The organism is Polaromonas sp. (assembly GCF_016185115.1).
In the GTDB taxonomy this organism is placed as follows: Bacteria; Pseudomonadota; Gammaproteobacteria; order Burkholderiales; family Burkholderiaceae_C; genus Polaromonas.
This window is the reverse complement of sequence record NZ_JACPOF010000018.1, coordinates 20867-45146: the sequence shown is the minus strand read 5'-3', so window position 1 is coordinate 45146 and position 24280 is coordinate 20867. Positions and strand designations below refer to the sequence as shown.

General features: G+C 57.1%; 22 protein-coding genes and 1 pseudogene. 11 read left to right on the top strand and 12 right to left on the bottom strand.

Translation table 11 applies throughout. The features are described 5' to 3' along the window. The first annotated feature begins 8 nt into the window (after positions 1 to 8). From HYX42_RS12855 to HYX42_RS12840, 4 genes are all read left to right on the top strand, one after another. Positions 9 to 1016 (top strand): tripartite tricarboxylate transporter substrate binding protein, encoded by a 1008-nt coding sequence (locus HYX42_RS12855; RefSeq protein ID WP_293403590.1) that lies wholly within the window; start codon positions 9 to 11, stop codon positions 1014 to 1016. Between the two features lie 119 nt (positions 1017 to 1135). After that, on the top strand, positions 1136 to 1690 hold the full coding sequence (locus HYX42_RS12850; protein WP_293403588.1) for an NUDIX hydrolase: 555 nt from the start codon (positions 1136 to 1138) through the stop codon (positions 1688 to 1690). 33 nt (positions 1691 to 1723) lie between these two features. Then, positions 1724 to 2125: a nuclear transport factor 2 family protein gene (locus tag HYX42_RS12845; RefSeq protein WP_293403586.1), complete on the top strand. Its 402-nt coding sequence runs from the start codon at positions 1724 to 1726 to the stop codon at positions 2123 to 2125. A 270-nt stretch (positions 2126 to 2395) separates the two neighbouring features. Then, on the top strand, positions 2396 to 2575 hold the full coding sequence (locus tag HYX42_RS12840) for a hypothetical protein (protein ID WP_293403584.1): 180 nt from the start codon (positions 2396 to 2398) through the stop codon (positions 2573 to 2575). 111 nt (positions 2576 to 2686) lie between these two features. Here the strand turns inward: HYX42_RS12840 and HYX42_RS12835 are convergent, their stop codons facing one another. The 6 genes from HYX42_RS12835 to HYX42_RS12810 form a co-directional block, all read right to left on the bottom strand. Next, entirely contained in the window at positions 2687 to 4732 is a 2046-nt protein-coding gene (locus HYX42_RS12835) for an acyltransferase family protein (protein WP_293403582.1), read from the bottom strand. A gap of 145 nt (positions 4733 to 4877) precedes the next feature. Next, positions 4878 to 5714, bottom strand: coding sequence for an NAD(P)-dependent oxidoreductase (locus HYX42_RS12830; RefSeq protein ID WP_293403580.1), 837 nt, complete (start codon positions 5712 to 5714; stop codon positions 4878 to 4880). 34 nt (positions 5715 to 5748) lie between these two features. Then, positions 5749 to 6195, bottom strand: coding sequence for a nuclear transport factor 2 family protein (locus tag HYX42_RS12825; protein ID WP_293403578.1), 447 nt, complete (start codon positions 6193 to 6195; stop codon positions 5749 to 5751). Positions 6196 to 6207: 12 nt separating this feature from the next. Continuing rightward, positions 6208 to 6810, bottom strand: a complete 603-nt coding sequence (locus HYX42_RS12820; protein ID WP_293403576.1) for a VOC family protein — start codon at positions 6808 to 6810, stop codon at positions 6208 to 6210. Beyond that, the gene (locus tag HYX42_RS12815; RefSeq protein WP_293403574.1) at positions 6794 to 8485 is read right to left on the bottom strand and encodes an FAD-dependent monooxygenase; all 1692 of its coding nucleotides are present in this window, start codon (positions 8483 to 8485) and stop codon (positions 6794 to 6796) included. The genes HYX42_RS12820 and HYX42_RS12815 overlap by 17 nt, the downstream gene beginning before the upstream one ends. A gap of 15 nt (positions 8486 to 8500) precedes the next feature. Continuing rightward, entirely contained in the window at positions 8501 to 9493 is a 993-nt protein-coding gene (locus HYX42_RS12810; protein ID WP_293403572.1) for a tripartite tricarboxylate transporter substrate binding protein, read from the bottom strand. A 256-nt stretch (positions 9494 to 9749) separates the two neighbouring features. Between HYX42_RS12810 and HYX42_RS12805 the strand changes: the two genes are divergently transcribed. Further along, positions 9750 to 10664, top strand: a complete 915-nt coding sequence (locus HYX42_RS12805; protein WP_293403571.1) for a LysR family transcriptional regulator — start codon at positions 9750 to 9752, stop codon at positions 10662 to 10664. Positions 10665 to 10951: 287 nt separating this feature from the next. Here the strand turns inward: HYX42_RS12805 and HYX42_RS12800 are convergent, their stop codons facing one another. Genes HYX42_RS12800 through HYX42_RS12790 form a run of 3 tightly spaced genes read right to left on the bottom strand, consistent with a single transcriptional unit; the run spans position 10952 to position 13488 of the window. Next, the gene (locus tag HYX42_RS12800; RefSeq protein ID WP_293403570.1) at positions 10952 to 11926 is read right to left on the bottom strand and encodes a tripartite tricarboxylate transporter substrate binding protein; all 975 of its coding nucleotides are present in this window, start codon (positions 11924 to 11926) and stop codon (positions 10952 to 10954) included. A 20-nt stretch (positions 11927 to 11946) separates the two neighbouring features. Continuing rightward, positions 11947 to 12771, bottom strand: coding sequence for an enoyl-CoA hydratase-related protein (locus HYX42_RS12795; protein ID WP_293403568.1), 825 nt, complete (start codon positions 12769 to 12771; stop codon positions 11947 to 11949). Positions 12772 to 12816: 45 nt separating this feature from the next. Beyond that, the gene (locus HYX42_RS12790; protein WP_293403566.1) at positions 12817 to 13488 is read right to left on the bottom strand and encodes an SDR family NAD(P)-dependent oxidoreductase; all 672 of its coding nucleotides are present in this window, start codon (positions 13486 to 13488) and stop codon (positions 12817 to 12819) included. A 241-nt stretch (positions 13489 to 13729) separates the two neighbouring features. On the opposite strand from HYX42_RS12790, the gene HYX42_RS12785 reads away from it, so the two are divergent. Then, complete coding sequence (locus HYX42_RS12785; RefSeq protein WP_293403564.1) at positions 13730 to 14587, top strand: alpha/beta hydrolase; 858 nt, start codon at positions 13730 to 13732, stop codon at positions 14585 to 14587. Between the two features lie 125 nt (positions 14588 to 14712). After that, positions 14713 to 15348, top strand: coding sequence for a TetR family transcriptional regulator (locus HYX42_RS12780; RefSeq protein ID WP_293403562.1), 636 nt, complete (start codon positions 14713 to 14715; stop codon positions 15346 to 15348). 181 nt (positions 15349 to 15529) lie between these two features. Here HYX42_RS12780 and ilvB read toward each other — a convergent pair whose 3' ends face one another. Beyond that, entirely contained in the window at positions 15530 to 17266 is a 1737-nt protein-coding gene (gene ilvB / locus HYX42_RS12775; RefSeq protein ID WP_293403560.1) for a biosynthetic-type acetolactate synthase large subunit, read from the bottom strand. Between the two features lie 215 nt (positions 17267 to 17481). On the opposite strand from ilvB, the pseudogene HYX42_RS12770 reads away from it, so the two are divergent. Beyond that, positions 17482 to 17619 (top strand): annotated as a pseudogene (locus HYX42_RS12770) (NUDIX hydrolase); the annotation flags it as partial. A 64-nt stretch (positions 17620 to 17683) separates the two neighbouring features. Here the strand turns inward: HYX42_RS12770 and HYX42_RS12765 are convergent. Together HYX42_RS12765 and HYX42_RS12760 are read right to left on the bottom strand one after the other, a co-directional pair. Then, positions 17684 to 18004, bottom strand: coding sequence for a type II toxin-antitoxin system RelE/ParE family toxin (locus HYX42_RS12765; RefSeq protein ID WP_293403558.1), 321 nt, complete (start codon positions 18002 to 18004; stop codon positions 17684 to 17686). After that, entirely contained in the window at positions 18001 to 18273 is a 273-nt protein-coding gene (locus HYX42_RS12760) for a YlcI/YnfO family protein (RefSeq protein WP_293403556.1), read from the bottom strand. Before HYX42_RS12760 ends, HYX42_RS12765 begins: the two co-directional genes overlap by 4 nt. 129 nt (positions 18274 to 18402) lie before the next feature. Between HYX42_RS12760 and HYX42_RS12755 the strand changes: the two genes are divergently transcribed. The 3 genes from HYX42_RS12755 (at position 18403) to HYX42_RS12745 (ending at position 24280) form a co-directional block, all read left to right on the top strand. Next, positions 18403 to 18633 (top strand): hypothetical protein, encoded by a 231-nt coding sequence (locus HYX42_RS12755; RefSeq protein WP_293403554.1) that lies wholly within the window; start codon positions 18403 to 18405, stop codon positions 18631 to 18633. A gap of 431 nt (positions 18634 to 19064) precedes the next feature. Continuing rightward, positions 19065 to 19229 carry a hypothetical protein gene (locus tag HYX42_RS12750; protein WP_293403552.1) on the top strand — a complete coding sequence of 55 codons (165 nt, stop codon included), beginning with the start codon at positions 19065 to 19067 and terminating at the stop codon, positions 19227 to 19229. Between the two features lie 188 nt (positions 19230 to 19417). After that, positions 19418 to 24280 carry an AAA domain-containing protein gene (locus HYX42_RS12745; protein WP_293403550.1) on the top strand — a complete coding sequence of 1621 codons (4863 nt, stop codon included), beginning with the start codon at positions 19418 to 19420 and terminating at the stop codon, positions 24278 to 24280.

Genomic DNA, 24280 nt, shown 5'->3' with positions numbered 1-24280 from the left:
CCATTTTTATGACATACGCAACCCGCCAGGCCTGCCTGCGCATCTTCTCAACGCGAACGCCCATCGCCCTCATCGCCGTACTTGCAGCAGCCGCATTTTCAAGCGCAACCCTCGCGCAAACCTACCCGACCAAACCTGTGACGCTGGTGGTGCCCAATCCCCCTGGCGGCTTTGTCGATGCATCGGCACGCATCCTTTCCGATTCACTCGCCAAAATAACCAGCCAGCCGGTGGTGGTCGACAACCGCGGCGGCGGCAGCGGCAATGTGGCCTACCAGTTTGTCGCCCGCGCCACCCCTGACGGCTATACGCTGCTCAACTCCTATTCGGCCTACCACGTCGGCAACCCCAACCTCACACCAAAACTGCCGTGGGCGCAAAAGGACTTTGTGCCGGTCGCGCTCATCACCGTGGCCACCAACGTGATTGCCGTTCATCCGTCGATTCCTGCCAAAGACCTCCGCGAATTTATCGCTTACCTCAAGGCCAATCCCGGCAAGGTCAGCTATGCATCGCAGGGCAACGGCTCGCTGTCGCACATCGGTACGGAAATGTTCAAGGCACAGACCCAAACCAGCATGGTGCACATCCCCTACCGCGGTTCCGGCCCGGCCTTGCAGGACGTGCTCTCAGGCCAGGTACAGGTTTTCATCACCACGCCGCCGTCCGTGATGGGCCAGGTGCAGGTGGGCAAACTAAAAGGTCTGGCAGTCGCCGGCAAAAGCCGCCACCCGGGATTGCCATCGGTGCCGACAACCGCCGAGGCCGGACTCAAGGGCTTTGAGCTGGAAGCCTGGGTCGGCATTTTTGCGCCGGCCGGCACGCCGCCAGATATCGTGAGCAGGCTGAGCGGGCAAATCAAGGCAGCACTGGAATTGCCCGAAACAAAAACCCGCGCCGATGCAGCCGGTATCGAGCTGCGTTACCTGTCGCCTGCTGCACTGGATGAGCTGGTCAAAAAGGACACCGACTTCTGGGCCAAAACCATCAAAACCGCTGGCATCAAGGCTGAATGAGCTATTTCCATCCTTGCTGACAAGCCGGCGTTCTTGAGCCAGGCGTGGCGGGCACGCCGGGCGCGGGGTTTTGCGGTCCGCAGGCGACAGCCGCAAATACCAGCGGCTACACTCAAATAATGCATCGCCCTCCCCTCAATCACTGCCGGGTTTGCGGCACTTCCGTGGTGTACCGGCTGCCCGACGACGGCGATACCAAAAAGCGCGCAGTCTGCCCTTCATGCAACAACGTGCACTACGAGAACCCCCTCAATGTGGTCGGCACCGTGCCGGTCTGGGGTGAAGACGGCGGCCATGTGCTGCTCTGCAAACGCAACATCGAGCCCCGCAAGGGCTTCTGGACGCTGCCGGCAGGTTTCATGGAACTCGGCGAAACAACAGCACAGGGCGCAGCCCGCGAGACCGTCGAAGAAGCCGGTGCCCAATTTGAAATGCAGCCCATTTTCACCATCATGAACGTCGTGCGCGCCGGCCAGGTTCATATCTTTTACCGCGCCCAGCTGCTCAGCACAGAGTTCGATCCCGGCCACGAAACCATGGAAGCACGCCTCTTCACCGAGTCGGAAATCCCCTGGGACGACATCGCCTTCCGCACCGTCAAGGAAACGCTCAGGCTGTATTTCGCCAACCGCAAGGCTGGCGACTTCGGGTTTCACACTGTGGATATCGAGTAGGCCGCGGGCAGGCGGATAGCGCAGCACCCACCTGTGAAAACCCCCATCGCATCCATCGTGCATCAGGCCCCCCTCATTCAGCGCGTAGAGGCCTACTTCTCTGCCGTCGACCGCAAAGACCTTGACGCAGCACTCTCGTTCTTTACACCCGATGCGGTCTTCACCATCGCAACCTACAACACCGTCTACCAGGGGCGCGATACGGAGATCAAGGGCATGTTCGAGCGGCTTTTCGGGCGGTACACCCACATCTGGCATGGCGACTTCCACCACGTTCTGCAACTGCCCGACCGCATAGCGACCCGATTCAAGGTCGCCAACGGCACCCCGGGCCAGGCCGTCATTCACAAGAACAACTGCAACTTCTTTCATGCAAGCGGTGAGCTGTTTGACGAAGTCTTCGTCTACATGAGCGGGGACAACGCGCTTCGTTGACAGGGCCAAATCAGGCCGGTGGCGGCGTGCAGGCAGAAAATTTAACGTACACGTTAAATTTTTGACGTGTACGGCAAAACTCCGGCTTTCCATGCATCAAAAAGCGCTCTGAGCAACGCAAAACAGCCTCAAAAGTGCCGTTTTTTAGCATCAAATCGGCTGTAGCCCTTTAAATACGCACGTGAGCAGCTATTAATTATGTAGCATCACCTATTCTCGAGGCAACGGTGCGCGCGGCGCCAAGACGCTAACTGGTGGCACGCTCCGGGCATGACGGCACTGATGTTTTTCGCAATTGCGGATCACCCTGGCGGACGCGACACGAAAAAAAAAAACGCTGCCCCGTCAAGGACCAACCCATTGCATACCTGTGAACACGTTTCAATGAAAACCTGGACCTCCATGCATCCTGAAATTGAAGGCGTCGACGTACCGTTTATTGGCCTGTGACGTCTCTGTAACTCAATCTCTGGCAATACGGCCTGGAGGTGGAGCAACATCATCGCCCCACTTCTCGCTGGCATGTTGGACAAGCCGGTCATGCCGTCAGTCACCAAATAGTCATTTGCCAGGATCAGACCGGCTCAAATTACCGGAAAGTCCTTTTCCGACTTCAATAGAACCGAACTCTGACAGATGCAATTCGTCCCGATAAAGCGTATCGCCACCTTTCATCGAACGGCAAAACTGGCCGTCGCAGAGCGTTGGTTTCGGATCCCACACGATGATATTTGGGCGTTTGTTAAAGAAACTATCAAAGCTTGACTTGTATTGATCCAGATAACGATCAACACGAGCCACTGGCGTTAAACATTGGGGATTTCTGGCCGCAAGCGAAAACGGACGGGGCGGAAGGCATATTGAAGGCAAGTAATTCAACTCGGGAATCTGCTTGATGACTATCAGCTTCTTTCCTGCCTCCTGAAGCTTCTCCACTGTTTTGGCCATTTGGATCGCAAAAACTGCGTTGTTATTTTCAACAAGTGGCGCATCGGTACTGCGTATTTCCCAGAGCGGCCACGTTTTGGACTCATCGCTGAACCTTGTTCCCTGCAGATACAGATGCCAGTTGGCGGCCAGGATTACCGTATGTATTCCGGGGTCCTTGACAACCATATCAACCACCAAATCCATGGTCTGCATTGCAATGGGTGTCTTTCCCCTATATCTGCTGGTTGTACCGATGAGAGGGGGGCATGCCCCGCAGCCCAGATTAACCAGGTTTTCACCGACGTCCAGATACTGCGCCGCAAGTCCGGGGAAAAAATGATTTGCCTGGCTGTCGCCAATCAATGCAACAGTGGCGGGAGCATCTTTCGCAAGTGTGCAATAGCCACTCCCCTTGAACCTTTTAATGCATGTCGCTTCGAAGTTGTTGTGCCCCGGCCAGCTTAACGATGCTCGGGCAGCGTTAAATCCCCTGATCGTTGCGCGCGATTCGAAGCCGTCTCCTTTTTCTGTGACGAGCCCCACAAAAAACATTCCAGACATCAACACACAAAGAAGCAGTGCGAGCCTGCCATGTCGTGCAAACCTTAAAGGCCTTTCTACAAAGACGTATGTCAACCATGCAAGTACCCCCGCAAGCACAACTGCCAGCAAGCGCCACATTCCATTGCCAGCATTCAGGATGTGCAGAAACGACAGCAATGGCCAATGCCACAGATACAGCGGGAAACTGATCAGCCCGACCCACACGAGAAGGCGGTTGGATAGCAACACCCTGTTTATCCATGCCGCACGGCCTGCCGAAATAATCAGCACTGTTCCCAGGACGGGCAACAAGGCCAACCAGCCCGGAAAAGCCTTGTGCTCTGAAATCACAACGAATCCACCGGCCATCAACAAACTGCCTAGCGCAGCCTGCATGTTTTTGACTTGAGGCGAGGAAAAGACAAAGCGGACAAAGTGCTCGCTGTTGAAAAACGCAGGGCAAATTGACCGGGCTTTCAACGGAGTTCCCGCCTGTCCATGGTGGACGTATGCAAGAAGGCCTCCAGCAAGCAACTCCCAGAATCTCGTAAGCGGAGAATAGAACGTCGTCGTCTGGGCATCACGCACGCCGGCCAGATTCAGGGCGAACGACACCAATGCCAAAACGGCAGCGCACACAAAGACGTTAAAACGGGCTTTCCAAAAGACCCAGAGCAAAAACGGCCAAAAAATATAAAACTGCTCTTCGATGCCTAAAGACCAAAGATGCAGAAGCGGCTTTGTCTGCGCCGAGGTATCAAAATACCCGCTTTCATACAGCAGGACGATGTTTGAAACAAATGCGGCTCCAGCTGCCATATGTTTGCCCAAACGCGCAAACTCATCAGGGAACAGGACGAACCATGAAAACAGGTAGCAGGAAAGCAGCACGCACAAAAGGGCTGGAAATATCCTTTTGATGCGCCGCTTGTAAAAATCCAGGACGTTGAACGAGCCTTTTTTGAGACTGTCAAAGAGGATTGAAGAGATCAGAAAACCGGATATGACAAAGAATATGTCTACTCCGATAAAGCCACCCGGAAAATAGCCTGGAAAAGCATGAAAGGCCACAACGGATAAAACCGCTACAGCTCTTAATCCGTCAATGTCTGCCCGATAGGACGAAGGATTCAACTAGGGACTTGATGAAATTGCTCATACCAAAGCAATCGTCAACAAGGCCCCATGCCCGATTATTGTCCCAGGAATGACCCATCGTAACTCAATGGACATCCATCGTTGCAGCACTCCGCCGCACGTGCATCGGGCCTCGCCGCCATCACGTCACGAAATAGTCAATCTCCGGCTCATAACCTGGCGTCGTCAGGTATTGGTCGAAAGAAGTCATGCCCGCGCCGCGAAGCACCTCTTCATCGAGAAAGAACCTGCCGTTGTTGCTGCCCGCCGCCTGGCTGAAGATCCAGTGGGCCGCGTCGGCCATGATGTCGGGCTTGCGCGAGCGATCCACCATGCCGGGCGCCGCCAGCCGCAAGGCCGACGTTCCGATCAAGGTTCGTGGCCACAGCCCGTTGCACGAAATCCTGCCTTCACCATATTCAGCGGCGATGCCCAGGGCGACCATGCTCATTGCATACTTTGACGCGGTGTAGGCCGGGTGGGCCTTGAACCACCCCGGGCTGAGATCTATGGGCGGCGACAGCGTCAGGATGTGCGGGTTCACCGAATCGAGCAGGTAGGGCATGCACGCCTGGCTGCAAAGGTAGGTGCCCCGGACATTGATATCCATCATGAGGTCGTACTTCTTGACCGGCGTGTCCAGAAGGCCATGGGGATGAATCGCACTCGCGTTGTTGACAAGGATATCGATCCCGCCGAAGCGCTCGGCCGCCTGCCTGACGGCACTGGCCACCTGCGCCTCGTCACGAATGTCGAGCACCACCGCCAGTGGCCTGCCACCGGCCGCTTCCACCTCGGCTGCGACCGAATGAATGGTGCCCGGGAGCCGGTCGTCCTGCACGGTTGTTTTCGCTGCGATCACCACGTTGGCGCCGTCCGCCGCGGCGCGCAGCGCGATGGCTCTGCCAATGCCACGGCTGGCGCCGGTGATGAAGAGGGTTTTGTTCTTCAGGGGAGCGTCCGGTTTCGTCGTGTTCACACCGTATCTCCATGCACACTGTATGGCGGGACTTTCATTTTTCTTCTCCTTCATGCTGCGATGACGCGTTGGTAAATGCCGGGGCAATGTGTCTGTGCGCAATGCGCCAGTGGCCGTCATCGCCCCTGCGCAGCCGGTCGGCGATATCGAAAATGGCCACCGGGGGCACATGCCCGTCGGGCCGCTCCGTCCGGTAAAGGGAAAGCGTGTGATGCATCACCACGGTGTGGCTGTTGTCCCAAACCGGCCGGAAGTTGGTATGCACATGCCGCGAAGCGATCCGCGCCCTGGCGCGAAGAACCATCGCCTCCCTGATCGCATCGATACCCGTTCGCGCAGGCAGCACGCCATCGATCACCGCATCTGCCGTAAAGAAACGCGGCGTCTCGTCGGCCCGGCCGTGATCGATGAGCCATGCAATCTCGTTGAGCAGGCGCACCATGCGCGCCTCCCCGGCAATCTCGTCATCCGTCAAATTCATGTTCAGTGCTGCTCAGCGCACCTTGATCGAGTCCAGCCCGCGCGCACCGCTGTCAGGCCTGAGCTTGATGGAGGCCTCGTCTTCGCCGGAATGAAAGCGCCGCGCCAGTTCGGCCGGGTCAAAGTCCACCCCGATGGGGTTGGTTGCGAATGCAGGGCTGTAGAAGAACCAGCCGGCCTCTTCTACCGTGTCGTAGTTGTCCACCTGCAGTTCAATCAGGTTGCCGTCCGGGTCGGCGTAGTACATCGATGTTGTCGGCCCGTGGTTGACGCACATGGCCGGCTCCATACCCACCTTGCCCAACCGTTCCCAGGTGGCCACAAGGTCGCCCAGCGATGCGTAGGTAAAGGCAACGTGGTGCATGCCCACCGTAGCCTGCGTCTGCGGCTGCAGGCCGGGAACCTTGAGCACGGCAATGCGGTGGTGCTCCTCGTCGTAGGTCATGAAGGCCAGCTCGCTGTTTGCAAAGGCAATCGTCGCTCCCAGCACCGTGCAATACCACTCCACCAGCGCGTCAAGCTGCGAGGTGCGCAGCACCACATGGGCGAGCCGCGCCGGAGAGACGGCGGCAGACGCGGGAACAAGCTGCGGACGTGATTCAAGAACCTGACTCATGGACTGTCTCCTCTTGTGGTTGGGAATCTTTTGGGTGGGTGTTCAAGGCGGCAACCGGCAACTGCCCGGTCGCCATGGAAAACACATCCAGCTCGTGCGTGTCGGGCCAGGTGTCGCTCGCCCACGCAATGTGCTGGTCTGGCCGGACAAGCGTCAGGCGGCGCCTGTACAAACCCGTCACCGCCGGGTTGTCTGACTTGCACACTGTGCAAGGCACGCCCCACCGGTGCGCGTCCCGCATTGCCTGCTGAATTGACGCGTCGGACGCACCCGGCAATGCCAGCAGGGTGAAGCCCTGGCCGAAGTGGTCATACAGTGAACTCCCGTCGTGCAGCCACGCGTGGGGCGCCCGCCCGCCAGGGGCCGAGCTGGGCAGGTAGTTGAGAAAATCGCGCGGCGCATCCGTAGTACCTCCGCCCTGCTGCACCACGGGCGAGGCGCTGTAACGGTCACCCAGTATGGTGCCCAGGGTGTAGAACTCCGACAGCTTCTCAGCCTGTATGCGCCTGCCAACCCGCACGCGCGTCGCAGCGCCTTCGGGGGTGCCGGCTTCAATGCCCTCTTCAAACAGGGCGTTGCTGAACCTGGCGTGGTTGCCGGCGGCCTCCGCCAGCACGTGCAGATGCACGGGCCGGCGTTCGCATTCATAGCTGTCAAGAAGCGCAGCGCCACCCCAACCCTGCAGGGTGGCGGCCAGCTTCCAGCCCAGGTCCACCGCGTCGCTCACACCCATGTTCATGCCGAAGCCGCCGTAGGGTGGGTGCAGGTGGCAGGCGTCCCCGGCGAGAAACACCCGGCGGTCACGGTAGCTGCTGGCGACCACCCTGTGCGCCACCCATTCGTCAATGCTGAGGACTTCATACGGCAGGTCAATGCCCGTGGCGCGGCGAATCAGCGCGGCGGCGGTGTCAAGGCTGACCTGCACATCTGGCGCCAGCCCGGTAGGCATAAAGAACCAGCGGTCGCCAGTGTCCATGGGGCCTATCAGGCTGGGCACATCATCATTGATCTGCCAGTACATGATGGCCTTGCCATGCGCATGTGCCTCTGCAAGGCCAGGCGCACGAAAAATAATGTTGTAGTTTCTCGAAAGCCCGAAGTTGCCCTCCATATGAATACCCAGTGCTTCGCGCACCAGGCTGCGCCCGCCGTCACACCCGGCGAGGTACAGGCACTGCACGGTGTGCTCGGCCCCGGTGTCCAGGTTACGCAGCAAGGCCACCACGCCGTCATCGCCCTGCGTGAAGCTGATGAGTTCGGTGTTCAATTCAACCTGAACGCTGGGCAGCGATTCCAGGTGCTGGCGCATCACACGCTCAACCGTGTACTGGGGAATCCACTGACCATGCTCTGCGTAAAGCGGGTTTCGGCCCGGCGCACAGTACCCGGCGTTATGAAACCGGGTGAGCTCGTGGCCCGACAGGCGCGTGGTGAACACCACGGTTGAAGGGTAGTCCACCCCGAAAGGCGCCGCGTCGCGCAGTGCATCGGCAATGCCCCAGCGCCTGAAGTGTTCGCGCGTGCGCACGTTGGTGGTCTTGGCTCGCGGGGCCACGCCTATGCGCGGGTTTTTGTCGATGATGAGACAGTCAACGCCCCGGTGCCCCAGCTCGATGGCCAGGGCCTGGCCTGCGGGCCCTGCACCCACGATTAGCACCTGTGTACTGGTTTTCATGACAAGCCTCCAGCGTCAGTCAACCGAAGCACCGGTGCGCTTCACCATCGCGGCATAGAACACGGCTTCACTGTCAATCAGGCTGGCCAGTGCTGCGGGAGTCATGAGAAAGGGAACAAAGCCCAGCCCTGTGAACTTTTCAGCCACCTCGGGCAGCGCCAGCGCATCGTTCAGGCTTTTGTTGAGAAAGGCGACCCTGGCCGCCGGCGTGCCCCGGGGCGCCAGCACGGCAATCCAGCTACGCACCACCACGCCCCTGGGCCCGCCCGACTCTTCAATCGTCGGCACATTGGGCATGACAGCAGAGCGCACGCTGTCGCCGACTGCAAGCAGCCTCACCTTGCCCGCCTTGAGCAGCGGCCCGGCACTGGCCAGCGTGCCAATGGCCCAGTCCACCTCCCCCGTGGATACCGCCAGATAGAGCTGGGCGGTTTCCTTGTAGGGCACATGAACCATTTTTGCGCCCGAAGCCGCCTCTACCTGCGCCGCACCCAGGTGCAGGGGGCCACCCACCGAGTTGGAACCGTAGGTCACCTTGCCCGGGTTGGCGACGGCCGCCGCCACCAGGTCTTTCATCGACTGGTAGGGGCTGTTGGTGCCCACCACCACAAAAAGTGACCCGCGAAAAAGCCCGCCCACAGGCACATAGTCACGCTTGGGGTCGTAGGGCAGCTTCCTGAACAGCGACTGGCTGATGGACAGGTGGCCCACGTCGGCAATCAGCAGCTGGTAGCCCGTGGGTGCGGCAGTCTTGCCTGCGATCATGGCGATGAAACCATTGGCGCCAGGTTTGGACTCGATGACCACCGGCTGCTTCCAGGCCGCGCCCATGCGTTCACCGACGACGCGCACCATCACATCCGGCCCGCTGCCTGAGGGGAAAGGCGAGGTGATGTGGACGGGCTGCGCGGGGAAGGTCTGCGCCATGCAAATGCTGCCCACGCTTGCCGCCATCAGGAAACCGGCAAGCAGTGCGCGCGCCAGAAATGGCGTCTTTTGTTGTTTCATGTTGTCTCCAGTGTTTTTAGCGAACTACCGGGCGAATGCTAGGCGCTGCAGCCACGCGGGGGCAGACCGCAAATCCGGCTTGCTGATCACAATCCAGCATCGCCCCGCGCAGCCGCCAGGTATGCGCATCCATCACCAGCGATGAACAAGGACTACCAAGGATTGCCCGGGTATCTCTGGCGCCAAACATGGGTAATAATTTTTGACTGCCCATGTCCGACGACCATCACCCCCCTTTTCTGCCCGCACCCGCCCCATGAAGCTCAGCGCCCTGCAGGACTTCGTGGCCGTTGCCGAAAGGGGCAGCCTGCGCGCCGCCGCGCGCCACACCGGCAGCAAGCAGTCGGCCATCAGCCGCAGCATTCAGGAGCTTGAACGTGAACTGGGCGTGGTGCTGTTCGAGCGGCTGTCGACCGGCGTTCGCCTCACGCCCATTGGCGTGGTGTTTCTGCGCCGCGCCAGTACCGTGGGCAATGAAGTCCGGCTGGCGCAGGAAGAGGTCAACCAGATCCGCGGTGAAACGCATGGCCAGTTGACGGTGGCCCTTTCAAGCCTGGCGCACATCGCATTGCTGCCCGACGCCTTTGCGCCTTTCAGAGCCAGTTACCCCCATGTGCGCATACACATCATTGACGCCGGCTACCCCACCATAGAGGCTGACCTCAAGGAAAGCCGCATCGACTGCTACATCGGCCCCATGCCCGAGGAAGTCCCGCCGGAGCTGCACATGGAAACGCTGTTTCACAGCACCCGCATCATCGTCGGCCGCAAGAACCACCCCCTGGCGCAGTCGCGTTCACTGCGCGACCTGGTAGACGCCGAGTGGATCACCGCCTCTCTCACCCACAAGGCCGAAGAAGAGCTCGGCCCCCTGTTTGCGTACCATGAATTACCACCGCCCAAACTGGTGCTGCAGGGCCATTCGATGTTGACCTACCTGTCAGCCCTGGTTCACTCCGACCTGCTGATGATGGTGCCCCGGCACTGGACCCAATCGCCGCTTCTGCGCGACTTCATTCAGGCCATCCCGGTGCGCGAAACCCTGCCCGCTCCGCCCGTCTGCCTGGTCAGGCGCAACGGCCTGCAACTGACCCCCGCCGCCGAATATTTCTGCGACATGATGCGGCGCGCCATTCCCTACATCGACACAGTCAGCGCACGAAACGGCTGAAGGAGCCGGGGCATCCACGCAACCTTGGCCAGCGTGATTTTTTAACGTACACATTAAATTTTTGCCGTATACAGCAAAATTCTGATCCAGCAGTGCCTGAAGGCCCGGAAACAGCCCGAAATGGCCCAAAAAATGCCAAAAAAGTGCCATTTTCAGGCATTAAATCGGCCGTAGCCCTTTAAATACGCACGTGAGCAGCTATTGAATTCATAGCAATTTGAAGCAAATAATCCCTTTGCCACCCTCTGCTACCTGAGCGAGGGCACGGGGGTCGCTCAGGCCAGAGCCTAGTCAGCCTTGATGTTGTGATCCTTGACGAACTTCGCGAACTTCACTTTCTCCTCAGCCACAAACTTCGCGAGTTCATCGGGCGTGCTCGCAATCACCACAGCGCCCTGATCAGCCAGGCGCTTTTTCATTTCCGGCGAATTGACGAACCTGACGCTTTCGGCGCGCAGTTTTTCGACGATGTCTTTGGGCAAGCCCTTGGGCGCATACAGTGCCTGCCACTGCCCCGCTACAAAACCGGGGAATCCTGATTCGGCAACCGTCGGCACATCCGGCAGAAAGCTGAGGCGCTCCTTGCTCATCACACCCACCAGCTTGAGTTTTCCGGATTTCACAAACGGGTAAGTCGAGAGCATTGCAATCGACAGCGCCTGGGCCTGCCCAGCCACCACGTCGGTCAAGGCAGGTGCCCCACCCTTGTAGGCGACGAAGGTAAACGGCACGTTGGCCCGGGTGGACAGTTCAAGGCCAGCCAGGTGAGATGCACTTCCGTTGCCAAGAATTGCGTAGTTGAACAGCTTGGGATTGGCTTTGGCGTAACTGATCAGCTCGGGCACCGAATTGACGGGCAGGCTGGGCGTGACGGCAAGTGCGTAGGGCGATCCGATCAGCAGGGTGATGGGGGTGAAATCCTTCAGCGGGTCGAAAGGCAGGTTCGGGTACAGGGCGGGGCCACTGGTGAAGGTGCCGAGATCCTGCAACAGCAAGGTGTATCCGTCGGGCGCAGCCTTGGCGACAAAATCGCTGCCGATATTGCCATTGGCGCCAACCTTGTTTTCCACAATAAAAGGCTGGCCCATCACCCCCTGAAGGTGGGTGGCCAGCTGCCTTGCAAACGAATCGGTGGCACCGCCTGCGGAGAATGCCACCACCACCTTGACGGGTTTGGCGGGGTAGGTTTGGGCCATCACCGCCTGGGCACAAAAAATTGCTGCTGCTGCGGTGACGATGCGTGAGAGTGTGAAGAGTCGCATTTGAAGTTCCTTATGCTGATTTAGTGACCAGAAAATCTCGGGGCGCGTTGTTCATGATGGGCGGCCATGCCCTCATCTACATCTGCGCTCCACTCCAGCGCCGTGCGCAGGGCATCAGACAGGCCTCGGGCGGCCGCAAAACCGGGCTCCTGCCGGGTATGGACGATGCGTTTCGCCCCTTTGACGGCAAGCGGGCCGCAACTGGCCATCCGGCGGGCGATCTCGCCCACGGATGCCGCCAGCGCCTCGGGCTTGAAAAGTTGCTGCACCAGGTCGATGCGCAGCAGCTCTGCGGCGCCTACCTCGCGGCCGGTGCAGATCATCTCCAGCGCCCTCGCCCGCCCCACCAGTTCCGGAAGCCTGACCGGGCCGCCCGCCCCTGGAAACCCGCCCCATGCCGCCTCGGGCATGCAGAGCACGGCCTCGTCCGAGGCATAACGGATATCGCAGGCCAGGCACAACTCCACAGCGCCGGCCATCACGCGCCCGTTAATCGCGGCAATGACAATCTGCGGCAGCGCCTCCACCGCATCAAAGCAGCGGTTGGCAAATCGCACCAGGTCAACCACCTCCTGCTTGCTGTAGCGTGCGCGAATTTCAGGGTTGAGGATGCCGGCCGAAAAAAGCTGCTGACCTGCCCCGGTAATCACCACCACATGCGCGCTGGCATCGTCCCTGAGTGATGCGGTGAGGTCCAGCAGGTAGCCCATCAGTTTCGGGCTCAGGCGGTTCTGTTCGTCAATGCGGTTGATGGTGAGCGTCACCACGCCCCCTTCCCTGTAAACATCCAGCCCCTGGCTGCTGGTCGTCAGGCCCTGGGCAATCGGTCGGTTTTGCTGGTTCATCGTTTGAAGGTGTCGAAAAATAAAAAAGGAGAAAAACCGGGTGCGCTACCAGGGCAAACTTTTGCCCGAATAGTCAAGAAACCGCCCGGTGGTATTTTTGTCGGCGTCGTGTATGACGCGGCGCATCTGGCCCACACTTTCTTCCTTTGAAAGTTCAGACTCAGGGCTGCCCATGGCGGTTCGAACGCGCCCCGGGTGCAGCACAAAAGAAATCACGTCAGGCTCGTCAATGGACAGTGTTTTCCACGTCGCATTCAGCGCTGCTTTAGAGGCGCGGTACATGATGGTCGAGCCGGTGACGTTGTTGCCTATCGATGCCCGGCCGCTGGACAAGGCCACAAGTTTTCCGTTGAAGCGGCGTTTGAGCGGTGTCACCAGTTGCCCGGCCCACAGCGCAGGCGCGATGCAGTTGACAAAAAAAGACTCTTGCCAGTCCCGAACGTGTATGTCTGCAAAACCCATGTCGCGCCCGCGCATGATCCCGGCGTTCAGTATGGCCAGGTCAAGCGTCCTGTCTAGCAGCAAAGCCGCCGTCTTTAATATGCCGGGCGCGTCCTGCATGTCGACGTTAAAACACTCGGCGCCTGCGTCACCGAGTTCAGCAAGATGAGCGTCCTGGCGGGCGGTACAGACGACAGTCCAGCCGTCAGCCAGGTACTGCTGCACGAACTCGCGCCCAATGCCGCTTCCTGCGCCTGTGATAAATACCGTCGACATCGTTTTTTTGTGCCTCTTCGTCGCGTCCGGAGGCTGGTGCTTTGCCGGCCGCGTTGTCTCTGTGTCATGTGAGGCGCCGAGTATGGCCCGAAACAAGCCACCACACGAGCAGCTTTATCGGACGCATGTACGGCAAAAAATCAGCCCTTGCCAGAGGGCATGCGCCCACGCTGGCTAACATCAGTTTTCAAAAGTTCGTGCGCCGCAAGGGTGCACCAGTCATCCATAAAAAGGCCGCAGCATGCCATTCAAAAATATCCGGGGCGTAGAGATTCACTATGAGGTTTTTGGCACTGACGGGCCCTGGGTAGCGCTGTCACCGGGCGGGCGGCGGTCGCTTGATGAACTCGTCAGCATCGCCACAAAACTCTCGCGCAGTGGCTACCGGGTGCTGCTGCACGACAGGCGGAACTGCGGGTTGTCGGAAGTCGAGATTTCAGGTTCAGACGCTGAATACGAGATCTGGGCCGACGACCTCCATGTGCTGCTGACAGGACTGGGGGCCCGGTCGGCCTGGGTTGGCGGAAGTTCTTCGGGCGGCCGGGTGGCACTCACTTATGCCTTGCGGCACCCCGAAGCGGTTAGCGGGCTTCTTCTGTGGCGCGTGACCGGCGGCGGCGTATTTTCTGAATGGCTCGCAAAGCAGTATTACACCCAGTACATCCCGGTCGCCGAAGCTGGCGGCATGCAGGCCATCTGCGAAACCGAAGAATTCGCCGCCCTGATCAGGGCACGCCCGGCCAACAGGCAAAAACTGATGGCGCTGTCTGCCGCGCAGTTCATTGAGGTCATGTCCAACTGGGCCAGCTACTTTTTGAAATCCGTTGACCTGCCAGTGGTGGGCGCGACAGTGCAAGACCTGGCAGGCATACGCAAGCCTATGCTGGTGGTGCCTGGTAACGACAACAGCCACCCCAGGGTTGCCGGCGAAAAACTGTCTACCCTGCTGCCGCAGGCAAGCCTGCGGCATCTGAATATCAAGGACCGGGATGTCGCGCTCAGCCCCAAATCGGATTGGGATGAATGCGAGGACGAGTTGCTGGGCTTCATCAGTGCGCAGCTGGCAGGCGAACAAGGCAAGGTGAGCACCGCCAGCTGACACGCCCGCGCCCGGCCACGCGGCTGCCCGGGCCATCATGAACACCCGGGCAGTATCATGGACAAGTTGCGCTGCGCCACGACCTTCCTCAATGCGGTCAGCAGCCAGAATCCGCAAGCACATCCATGAGCAAAGAAGAGAACATCGAAGAAGTATTGCGATGCGCCCAGGCCTTGTTCAGCAAACGGGGTTACGACAGCATTGCCCTTCGCGAGATTGCCGACGCGGCGCACCTGTCGCTCGGCACCGTCAGCTTTTATTTCAAGGCCAAGGAAGACATCTTCCAGACGCTGGTCCAGCGCGCGGTACGCACGATAGGCACGGAAAGACTGGCCCTGCTGGCGCAGTCGCCGCGCCAAGGCTTTACGCCGCTGGAGCACATCTTGTTTGCCATCATCTGGCCGGTGCTCCGCCGCCTGGAAGACCCGAACCCGATAGAGCAATCCATCCCGCGGCTGATCAGGTGGGCGCTGACGGGACCAGAACGCGTTGAACAAAGCCTTCGCAAGGAGTTTGACGCAACAGCCGCTGACCTGATACGGACCGTGCAAATCGCCTGCCCCCAGCTCAGCCGCACGCGGGCGATCTGGGCCTATTCATTCACCATTTCAATGCTGTATTCGCGGCAGGTTTTCGACAACCGTTACGCCGACCTGATGGAAGACCAGACCACAGACAGGTCACTGGAAGACCGCGCCATGCTGCTGGTCAGGTTTGCCAGCGCAGGTTTTTTGGGTCTGCGAAGTGGCGGTGAGAGCTGAGCCTGCTCGAGGTCAAGGCCATGGACTGGTCTTGCGGCGGCAGCAAATACCACCCCGGCGTTCTCACGCAAGACGCACCCACGTCGACAGCCTGCGAGAGCGCATAGACGTCATACGCGTACGCGGCTACTGAATTCATAGCGCCATACCACACCGCCCGCCTTCATGCGTCTGGCCAGGCTCACAACTCTTCCGAAACCACCTGCGGGCGCAACATCATCGCGGTCAGGGGTTGATCACTGGCCAGTGTCGGGAAAACATTCTCCGTGCGGTCAATCAGCAGGTCGACAAAAACCAGGCTGTCGGTGTGTGACATGGCTTGGGCAAGCACCCCCGGCAGGTCACGGCTGTTGTCGGCACGCAGGCCCTTGTGGCCATAGGCTTCGGCCAGGCCGACGAAATCCGGAAGTGAGTCCATGTAAGACTGCGAGCGCCGGTTTTCATGAAAGAACTCCTGCTGCTGCTTGACCATCCCCAGGAAGTTGTTGTTCAGGCAGATGATCTTGATGGGAAGCCGGTACTGCAGACAGGTTGACAACTCCTTCGTCGACATCTGTATGCTGCCGTCACCCGTGATGCAGATCACTGTTTTGCCCGGGTTGGCCATGGCTGCGCCCATCGCCGCAGGAAGCCCGAAGCCCATGGTGCCCAGGCCGCCCGAGTTGATCCAGTTGCGCGGTTTGGTGAATTTGAAATACTGCGCAGCCCACATCTGGTGCTGCCCGACATCCGAGGTGACGATGAAGTCCTGCGCCCCCCGCATGCGCGAGAGCAGTTCAATCGCGTGCTGCGGCTTGATTTTGTCCGAGCTGGCGTAGTCCAGGCAGCGCAGCCCCCGCCACTCGTCGATCTGCGCCAGCCAGGGCGCCAGGCGCGCCGGGTCCGGCGCGTGAACGGCCAGCTCCTCCGTCAGTCTTTCCAGGGCCTGGGCGCAATCGCCCACGATGGGAATCTGCACACTGACGCGTTTGGAAATCGACGACGGGTCTATGTCGATGTGAATGATTTTTCGCTGGGGCCGCATGAAGTCTTTGGGCGCGCCAATCACCCGGTCATCAAAGCGCGCACCCACGGCCACAAGAACGTCGCAATTCTGCATGGCCATATTGGCCTCATAAAGGCCGTGCATGCCCAGCATGCCAAGGTAGGCCGGATGGGTAGACGGGAAGGCGCCCAGCCCCATCAGGGTACTCGTCACCGGTGCACCGCTGGCCAGCGCCAGTTTGCCCAATGCTGCCGAAGCCCCGCCCTGCACGACGCCGCCCCCGTAATAAATCAGCGGCCTTTTGGCCTCTGAAAGGGCCAGGGCCGCACGCGCCACCTGCTTGTGGGGAATGCTGCTGCCACTGTTGTAGCCGCGAATTTTGACGTCACCGGGATAGGCAAAGGGGCGCGCCATGCGTGCAGCGCTGATGTCTCTTGGCAAATCGATCAGCACCGGGCCGGGCCGGCCGGTACGCGCCAGGAAAAATGCCTTTTTGACCGTCTCCTCAATTTTGTCGGGATCAGACAGGCGGAAGCTGTGCTTGACACAGGGCCGCGTGATGCCCAGCGCGTCAACCTCCTGGAAGGCGTCCTGGCCCAGCATGTGACTGGGCACCTGCCCCGTGAGCACCACCATGGGAATCGAATCCATGAAGGCGGTGGCAATGCCCGTGAGCGCATTGGTCACACCTGGCCCCGAAGACACAAGGCACACACCTACCCGGCCACTCGACCGCGAATAGCCGTCCGCCGCATGCGCCGCACTTTGTTCATGCCGCACCAGGATGTGCGTGACAGCGCTGTTTCTGTCCAGGGCGTCATACACAGGCAGGGCCGCACCGCCCGGGTAGCCGAATACATGGGTGACGCCCTCGGCCTGAAGTGACTGAACCAGGTAGTCGGCTGCGGTGCTTTGGGGAGGTGGATTGTTCATCGGTAGCGGGCCAGTGAAAGTGCAGGACCGCATCTGGCAGGCCTGGGCAAAGTTGTTTTTCTACTGATGACTATAGAAAAAACAGGCCGGAATTTGGATTTGAAATGTGGGCATCCATCTCAAATATTCGGCATTTAATGCCGTCGAATCAATTACGAGAGATATTTATCGCCCGCATTAAGCAGAAATGAAAAATATCATCAGTCATGTGCCCCGGCCAGGTCCACCTCTTCTGCAGCGCCCAGTTGCTCAGCACAGAATTCGACCCCGGCCACGAAACTATTGAAGCCAGCCTCTTCACCGAGGCAGAAAATCCCTGCGACGAGATCGCCTTTTGCATCGTGAAGGCATCTGGAACAGCGCCGCGGACGGATGGGCCCTCCGTTGGTTTTGACAGCCCTGCTTTTGCTTTTTGACTCAGTAGTAATCGTCTTCCAACTGGTGCCGCACCGCCAGTATGTTGACGGTGTCAGCGCCCGCAATCTCAAACAACGCCACATAGCCTGCGTTGCCGAACGGAATGATCAGCTCGCGCACAAATGCGCTGTCGCCCGCCTTGCGGTAAATGAACGGGGTACGGCTCAGGTGGCTTTGCACTGCGGTGCGTAGCGCGTCGATGGCGGCCTGCGCAGCGTCAAAGTCTTCAATGGTTTGCGCCCGCTCCAGCAAAAAGTCGAAAAGGCGCAGCAAATCTTCACGCGCCGCTTCGGTGTAACGGACTTCAAACTGCCCATTCAACCCAGCACCTGTTTGCGCCGGGCATCCAGCCGCTGGGCCAGTTCGTCGTGTACGGCCTCGGCTGCGTGGTAAATGCCGGTCTGTTTGGCGTTCTGGGCAGCCCGCAGCCCACGCGCCAGAAACTCGCCCTGCGTGCGCCGCCGCGCAATCGTCTCGCGCATGGCGGTTTCCATCAGGCTGGTCAGCGTCTCGCCCTCGCGCAGCACGCTTTCGGCTGCGGCGCGCAGCTGCGGTTCAACACGAAGTGAAGGCAGCGTGGCAGTTTTCATGGTGGCGGGTATTGCGTTGCAGTTGCGATGCAGTCAGTTTAACGGTTTTGCCGTGCAGCGCCACTCCTCCAGTTATGCCTCGGCGTTGCGAAGGTCCATCGGGCTCGGGGCTTCGGGTTCCAGGGCAGCGTGTTTGAAGGCGTGGCCTCGGTGTCATTCCCCTTGAGGTCCAGCGAAGACCACTGCATCGCCACCATCACGATAGAAGGCCCACGTTTTCAGTTTGATGTGGAGGACAACCCGCTGCTCGCGGATTGGATCAGCACGGTGGCGCTGCTGGAAGCTGAAGTGCAGAAAGACCCTGCGCGGTTTGCTTCGCCGTTTGCTGAGTTGGCGCCTTCGGGGTTGCGATTTCCTTGAGGCAGTGCCGCTCATGCGCTGCTCAGGCTATTTTAACGTACACGTTAATTTTTTAATGTATACGTTAAATTGTTGCCGTACACGGCAAAATCGATTTTCGCAAGCACTGGAAAGCTTCGAAAACGGTCCAAAATGGCCAAAAAAGTGCCGCTTTTAGGCATAAAACGGCTGCAGCCCTTTAGATACGAGCGTGACCAGCTATGAAATATGTAGCACATTTGACCAACTAAGGGCTGCAAGTGGATCTCGCTGTTACAGTGTGAAACAAGGGCAAACGTGACAGCACGCGACATTGTGAGGGGTTGTTCGACGATGAAACTAGAAATTGCAGTCGCAAACTCCATCAAGGAGCAGCCGCCGAGATGCATCACTGTCGATATCGAATCAGACGCGACTCTCGGCTACGCTTTAAAGATCCAGAGCCGCTCGAGATGCTGCAAAAAGGCGCCGCAGCCGCCAGCAACACCTCCGCCCGCAACAACGTGGCCAAGGAAGTGGAAAAACTCAATAAGAAACACGTAGAGCTACTGGCCTACGACGAGCACCTCCGCTACTACGCCGACATGCACATCACATTGAATCTGGATGATGGGTGAAGGCGAACTATGGCAAGTTCGGCGATTTGTTGGCGGAGGTTAAAGCTGAAACGGGAGGGACGGGGGATGAATAAACCACTTCATCTGCTGTGCAGCTCTAGCAACACAGTAAGTGATGCTGCGCCATTCGGTTGATCTAGATTCGGAGTCGATTGAAATCAATTTTCAAGAATTTAGGGATTTAAATAATGAAAATAACCTATCTATGTGCCGAGGGTGTTCTCGATGTTGAGCAGGGAGCATTTAGGGAGATTGAAAAAGGGTTGCCCGCGAACTGGTTCGGGTTTGCCGGATTCCAACTATTGCAGCGCGGTTCAACTGATCCCCGTGATTTAGACCTCGTAATTTTTGCAACCAACAGAATTTTTCTGGTGGAACTGAAGAACTGGCGTGACGAAATTGAATATTCCAATCGCCAGTGGTTGCACAAGGGGAAATTCAATAGGTCCCCTGTCGACAAGACGAGACAAACTGTAAAAGTGTTGGGAGAGTGCCTTAGGGCAAAGCTACAGAATACGTCCATCCCCTACATAGAGCACCTTGTAGTTCTCTGCCATCCGACATGTCGACTTAAGAATTTCCCAGACGAAGAGCGTCGTTTCGTAATGAATTTGCCGGATTTTGTAAAGACCCTTGGCAAAGTCGATGAATACCGAAAGAAGTTTCCTCAAATACCACTAACCTGGCAATACCCATCTGCAAACCCGTTGCCGGATCGAAACCGATATGAACTTTTCTTTTCACTGACAAATCCACAAATTCTTGAGCGAAAGACCGAATACCAAGGCTTTCTGCAAGTCACCAGCGTTGCGGATTACATTCATCCAAAAATAATTTGGTCGGAATTCAGAGCGGAGCATAGAGAAAATCGGCGATCAAGAGCGCTAATTCGGAAATGGAATTTTTCGAATTTGGCTGGTGGTAACTCGACGGCGGCTGAACGCGCATCCATCGGGCTTCGGGAACTTCGTCTAAACGAAATGCTGCGGACAGAAGCGCCAGACCTGCATGATGACCTGCTCGAACCAGTTGGATCGGCCACACCAGAGGATGTGACAACGAACTTTGTAGAGGCTTATCGATTACCGGCGCAGGTTGAACGGCTTGCTGAACTCATCTCCAGAAAGCCTGAGATGGATGACAGCGAGCGATGTGCATTGGTGAAAAGCGTGCTGGCAAGGTTCGCTAAGCTCCACTCACTAGGTATCGCTCACAGGGACATTACAACAAGGACTTTATGGGTGGTTGAACCCTCCCGAATTATTTTGTCCAGCTTTGCAGCGGCCAGAATTCCAGAGGGCCGCACCGTCGGTGCCAATCGAGTGGAACTGGAGACAGGATCAATCCGCCTGCCGGAAGACGATGGCAGTGCAGATAAGTCAGTTGCGCACTCTGCCTTTACTCGTGACGTGTTTCTGCTGGGCGTTCTCTCATTTGAAATCTTTGAAGGGACAAGACTGGAGGACCTAGATAGTGTGCCTCTTTACGACGAGAACAACGCCATTAGGTTTCCGGTGCTGAATATCTGGTTCCAGACTTGTATCAATTGGGATCCAGCGAAGCGCTATCAGTCTGCATCGGAGGCACTTGATGCATTGAACATCGCGCTTGCAAAAGATGTTGAAGCTAGTGTTTCAGAAGCAGACATCAGTGTCTACAAGACGGATGCCAGTCCGATGACATTGTTACCGACGGAAATCCTTCCTTCATTGCCTGGCAAGAATGTTTACATCTCTCAGAAGGAAGGTGAAAAGGTATTGGTGAAGTGTTGGCCCAATTTGAGGTTTGACATCAAACATCCAAGCCGGAACCGCAAGCTTCTGGAGTTTCTCCAAACAGCTCGTTCGCTCAGGCAATCAGCCTTCAATGCGGCCCCAGAGGTTGTAGATTTCGGAGTTAGCCCATTTGGCTTGATATTGGTCACCAAATGGGCACCAGGCGAAGATTTCCATAAGTGGTTAGAGGGATGCTCTTCAAAAAAGGCGCGTGCCGAAGTGGCGCTGTCGCTGCTAAATTCAGTTCGCCGTCTTCATGCAATCGGAATTACGCATGGCGACATTAAGGAGGCAAACATTGCGGTATCACAGTCGGACGATGGAAGCGTTCAGGTGGTACTTCTCGATGTCCTTGACCTTACCGCAGACGGTGATAGCTGCATAACCGTTGACGACCTGCCTATGCACTTGGAGGGGGGGTCCGCTTTGCAGAGAGACCTCTACTTAACCTTACTACTGACACTTAAGCTCCTATCAGATGTGGAGTTCCCCACGACCCATTCCGAAGCCAGTCGAGCAAAAGAACTCACGGAAATCAACATTCCAATTGATCTTCTGGCCGAAACCTTGCAGAAGGAACTGTATCCGCCGAAGGACATTCACCCAGCTTTTGTAATCAGCATTTGGCGGACAGTGTCGGAACAGGGGAAATTTCAAGAGTTAGAGGGTGATAACGGAATCTTCCCCGTTGGTGTCCAGCCAATTCCAGCGGAGAGACGCGTTATCTTCTTTGTGACAGGCTTGCGGCAGCAGGTTGTCATCAAGTACGACCTGCAAGCCGAACGGGTAATCGATATTTCCCTAAAGGAAATCGGACATGACCTCTATGTGTCCAACGCACGACGCTCGGTATTTCGGCTGCATGCCCACATTGGGATCGATTACGCCGCAGTGTCGGATGCACATGAATTGGTTGACTTGCTTTACGAGAGATACCGCTCTACGAGAGACGACCATGACTTAGAAGAGAGCTCCGCTACTGGGTCAGGTGCGAAAAACCCATACGACATTTCAGAGGCACATGAGGCTGGCGAAACTCTGATTTCCGCGAAGGCGCTTTGGCAAGCGTTAGCAGAATCTGACGAACTGAACGCTACAAGAATTACCGTTCGATCAGGCGCTCAAAGAGTACCTCATGAGCAGTATTCCTGGCTGGTGCCCTACGAGCTTGAGGAGGGGGTTCTCGACTTTTCAGAGGGTGAAAAGATTGAGCTGCACGAACGTGGGACCGACCCGATGAAAGGAACAGAAACCTGGTTTCGTGTGGGTCTGATTTCACCCGATATTGGTAAGGATGTTTTGCGCGTTTCTCCGACAAGCAATCGTCTAAAGATAACTGAGGGAAAAACATTCTTCGTCAGAGGTTCTTTTGAGACCAGCGCATCAGAACGTCGGGTAGCGGCAATGAGACGTGTCTTGGGCGGTGGTGCTTCAATTCTCAAACTGCATGAGTACTTTGACCCTCATCTTTCGATTCAGGCACACCAGTTTCCAATGACTGCGTTGGATTCAATCGGCAGCCTTGGTTTAAATGACCAACAAAGGGACGCACTGCTTCAGAGTTTCAGGAACGGTCCGATTTCGTTGCTACAGGGACCGCCTGGAACAGGAAAGACAAAATTCATATCGTCCTTCGTCCATTTGGCAATAAGCAGAGGACTTGCCAAAAACATATTGCTTGTAAGCCAGTCTCACGAGGCAGTGAACAATGCACTTGAAAAGGTATCGGACCTTGCTGTTTCCAACCAAGTAGCTCTGTCGATGGTGCGGGTCGGCTCGGCAACCATGGTTTCAAAGAAGCTGCGGCTAGTTCACGAAGACGCTAGGCGACAGATTTACCGTGAAAAATTTGACGCTGAGATACGTGAGCGAATAAGGGCGGTTGGATACCAACTTGGATTGCCTAGGCTGTATGTGGACGTAGCAAGTGATGTGTTCATGAGTCTAGGGCAACTGCTCGGTCGCATTGAGTTTTTGCAGAGTGCAGATTATTCGAACAGGGACATCGATGAAGGTAAGCAGAGCGCTCAGATTACGAGGCTAAAAACGCGGTTTTGTGAAATAGCACGTTCACGTTTTGACCTCGAGGTGAGCGAGGAATCTAACCTGCGTGATGTCATGGAAGGACTGCTGAGCAAGGTTACGGAGTCAAACGGGTCTCCAAGTCCAGAAAAGTGTCAAAAGCTCGAAAGATTATTTTGGCTTTCAAAAGAATTCTCAGATGTGCTCCGTAGCCCACATTCAAATTTCACTTCATTTTTGTCTCGTACTGCTCGAGTCGTTGCGGGAACATGTGTAGGAGTCGGGAAGCACATGCTCGGTATCGTCGATCACGTATACGACTGGGTCATCGTTGACGAAGCCGCCAGAGCGTCACCTATGGAACTTGTTGTCGCCATGCAGGCAGGTAGGCGAGTTCTTTTGGTTGGTGACCATCTTCAGCTGCCCCCGATGTACCCTAGGGCGGTGGAAGAAAAAACTTCACAACTCTTGGAAATCGGCAGGGCTAATTTCCGAAAGATGAATAACTTTCAAAGGGCATTTTCATCCGAATACGGACGATCAGTAGGACGCACTCTTTTGAAGCAATATCGGATGGCAAGTTCGATAAACCGAGTTGTCTCTAATTGTTTCTATGAGGGCGCTCTGACGGTTGATCGGGACGTTCCAATTGCCGCATATGAAAAGCTTCCACCCTATCTTTCCAAAGAAGTCGTATGGATTGATACGGCCGACCAGGGTCGAGCGAGTTTCCATAAGGACCTTTCAGCTGGGGATGGTGCGTTAGTCAATGAAGTTGAGGCAAACATCATCGTTTCTGTTGTACGTGAAATCGTATTGTCTAAAGAGTTCGTTGAAGCGATTCGAATTAAGGTGCATGAGTCCGACTCTGCGCCCATTGGAATTATCACGATGTACGCAGCCCAAAGGGATTTAATTCGACGCAAGCTGGACCAAGCGGACTGGGCGGGAGACTTTAGGGACCTATTTACAGTTGGCACGGTGGACAGTTATCAGGGTAAAGAGAACTGCATCATCATCGTGTCAGTGGTCAGAAATGACACTTCAAGTGTTGTCGGTTTCTTGTCCGAGCCCGAGCGTATTAATGTTGCTTTGTCCAGAGCCCAGGACCGATTGATTGTTGTTGGTTCAACGACGATGTGGTCTGGTCGTGCTGGAACTCCATTGAAAATGGTTTTGGACGAAGTGACTTTGATGGCGAAGGAAGGCCAAGCTCAACTCGTCCCATCGCGTACGGTTAAAGGAGGAGCTTGA

Coding starts and splice junctions, on each gene's coding strand:
- HYX42_RS12790 (WP_293403566.1), bottom strand. CDS start 13,488: ATGTCGACGGTATTTATCACAGGCGCAGGAAGCGGCATTGGGCGCGAG.
- HYX42_RS12750 (WP_293403552.1), top strand. CDS start 19,065: ATGCTGCAAAAAGGCGCCGCAGCCGCCAGCAACACCTCCGCCCGCAAC.
- HYX42_RS12800 (WP_293403570.1), bottom strand. CDS start 11,926: ATGCGACTCTTCACACTCTCACGCATCGTCACCGCAGCAGCAGCAATT.
- HYX42_RS12825 (WP_293403578.1), bottom strand. CDS start 6,195: ATGAATTTGACGGATGACGAGATTGCCGGGGAGGCGCGCATGGTGCGC.
- HYX42_RS12785 (WP_293403564.1), top strand. CDS start 13,730: ATGCCATTCAAAAATATCCGGGGCGTAGAGATTCACTATGAGGTTTTT.
- HYX42_RS12855 (WP_293403590.1), top strand. CDS start 9: ATGACATACGCAACCCGCCAGGCCTGCCTGCGCATCTTCTCAACGCGA.
- HYX42_RS12840 (WP_293403584.1), top strand. CDS start 2,396: ATGACGGCACTGATGTTTTTCGCAATTGCGGATCACCCTGGCGGACGC.
- HYX42_RS12810 (WP_293403572.1), bottom strand. CDS start 9,493: ATGAAACAACAAAAGACGCCATTTCTGGCGCGCGCACTGCTTGCCGGT.
- HYX42_RS12815 (WP_293403574.1), bottom strand. CDS start 8,485: ATGAAAACCAGTACACAGGTGCTAATCGTGGGTGCAGGGCCCGCAGGC.
- HYX42_RS12850 (WP_293403588.1), top strand. CDS start 1,136: ATGCATCGCCCTCCCCTCAATCACTGCCGGGTTTGCGGCACTTCCGTG.
- HYX42_RS12760 (WP_293403556.1), bottom strand. CDS start 18,273: ATGAAAACTGCCACGCTGCCTTCACTTCGTGTTGAACCGCAGCTGCGC.
- HYX42_RS12780 (WP_293403562.1), top strand. CDS start 14,713: ATGAGCAAAGAAGAGAACATCGAAGAAGTATTGCGATGCGCCCAGGCC.
- HYX42_RS12795 (WP_293403568.1), bottom strand. CDS start 12,771: ATGAACCAGCAAAACCGACCGATTGCCCAGGGCCTGACGACCAGCAGC.
- HYX42_RS12745 (WP_293403550.1), top strand. CDS start 19,418: ATGAAAATAACCTATCTATGTGCCGAGGGTGTTCTCGATGTTGAGCAG.
- ilvB (WP_293403560.1), bottom strand. CDS start 17,266: ATGAACAATCCACCTCCCCAAAGCACCGCAGCCGACTACCTGGTTCAG.
- HYX42_RS12820 (WP_293403576.1), bottom strand. CDS start 6,810: ATGAGTCAGGTTCTTGAATCACGTCCGCAGCTTGTTCCCGCGTCTGCC.
- HYX42_RS12805 (WP_293403571.1), top strand. CDS start 9,750: ATGAAGCTCAGCGCCCTGCAGGACTTCGTGGCCGTTGCCGAAAGGGGC.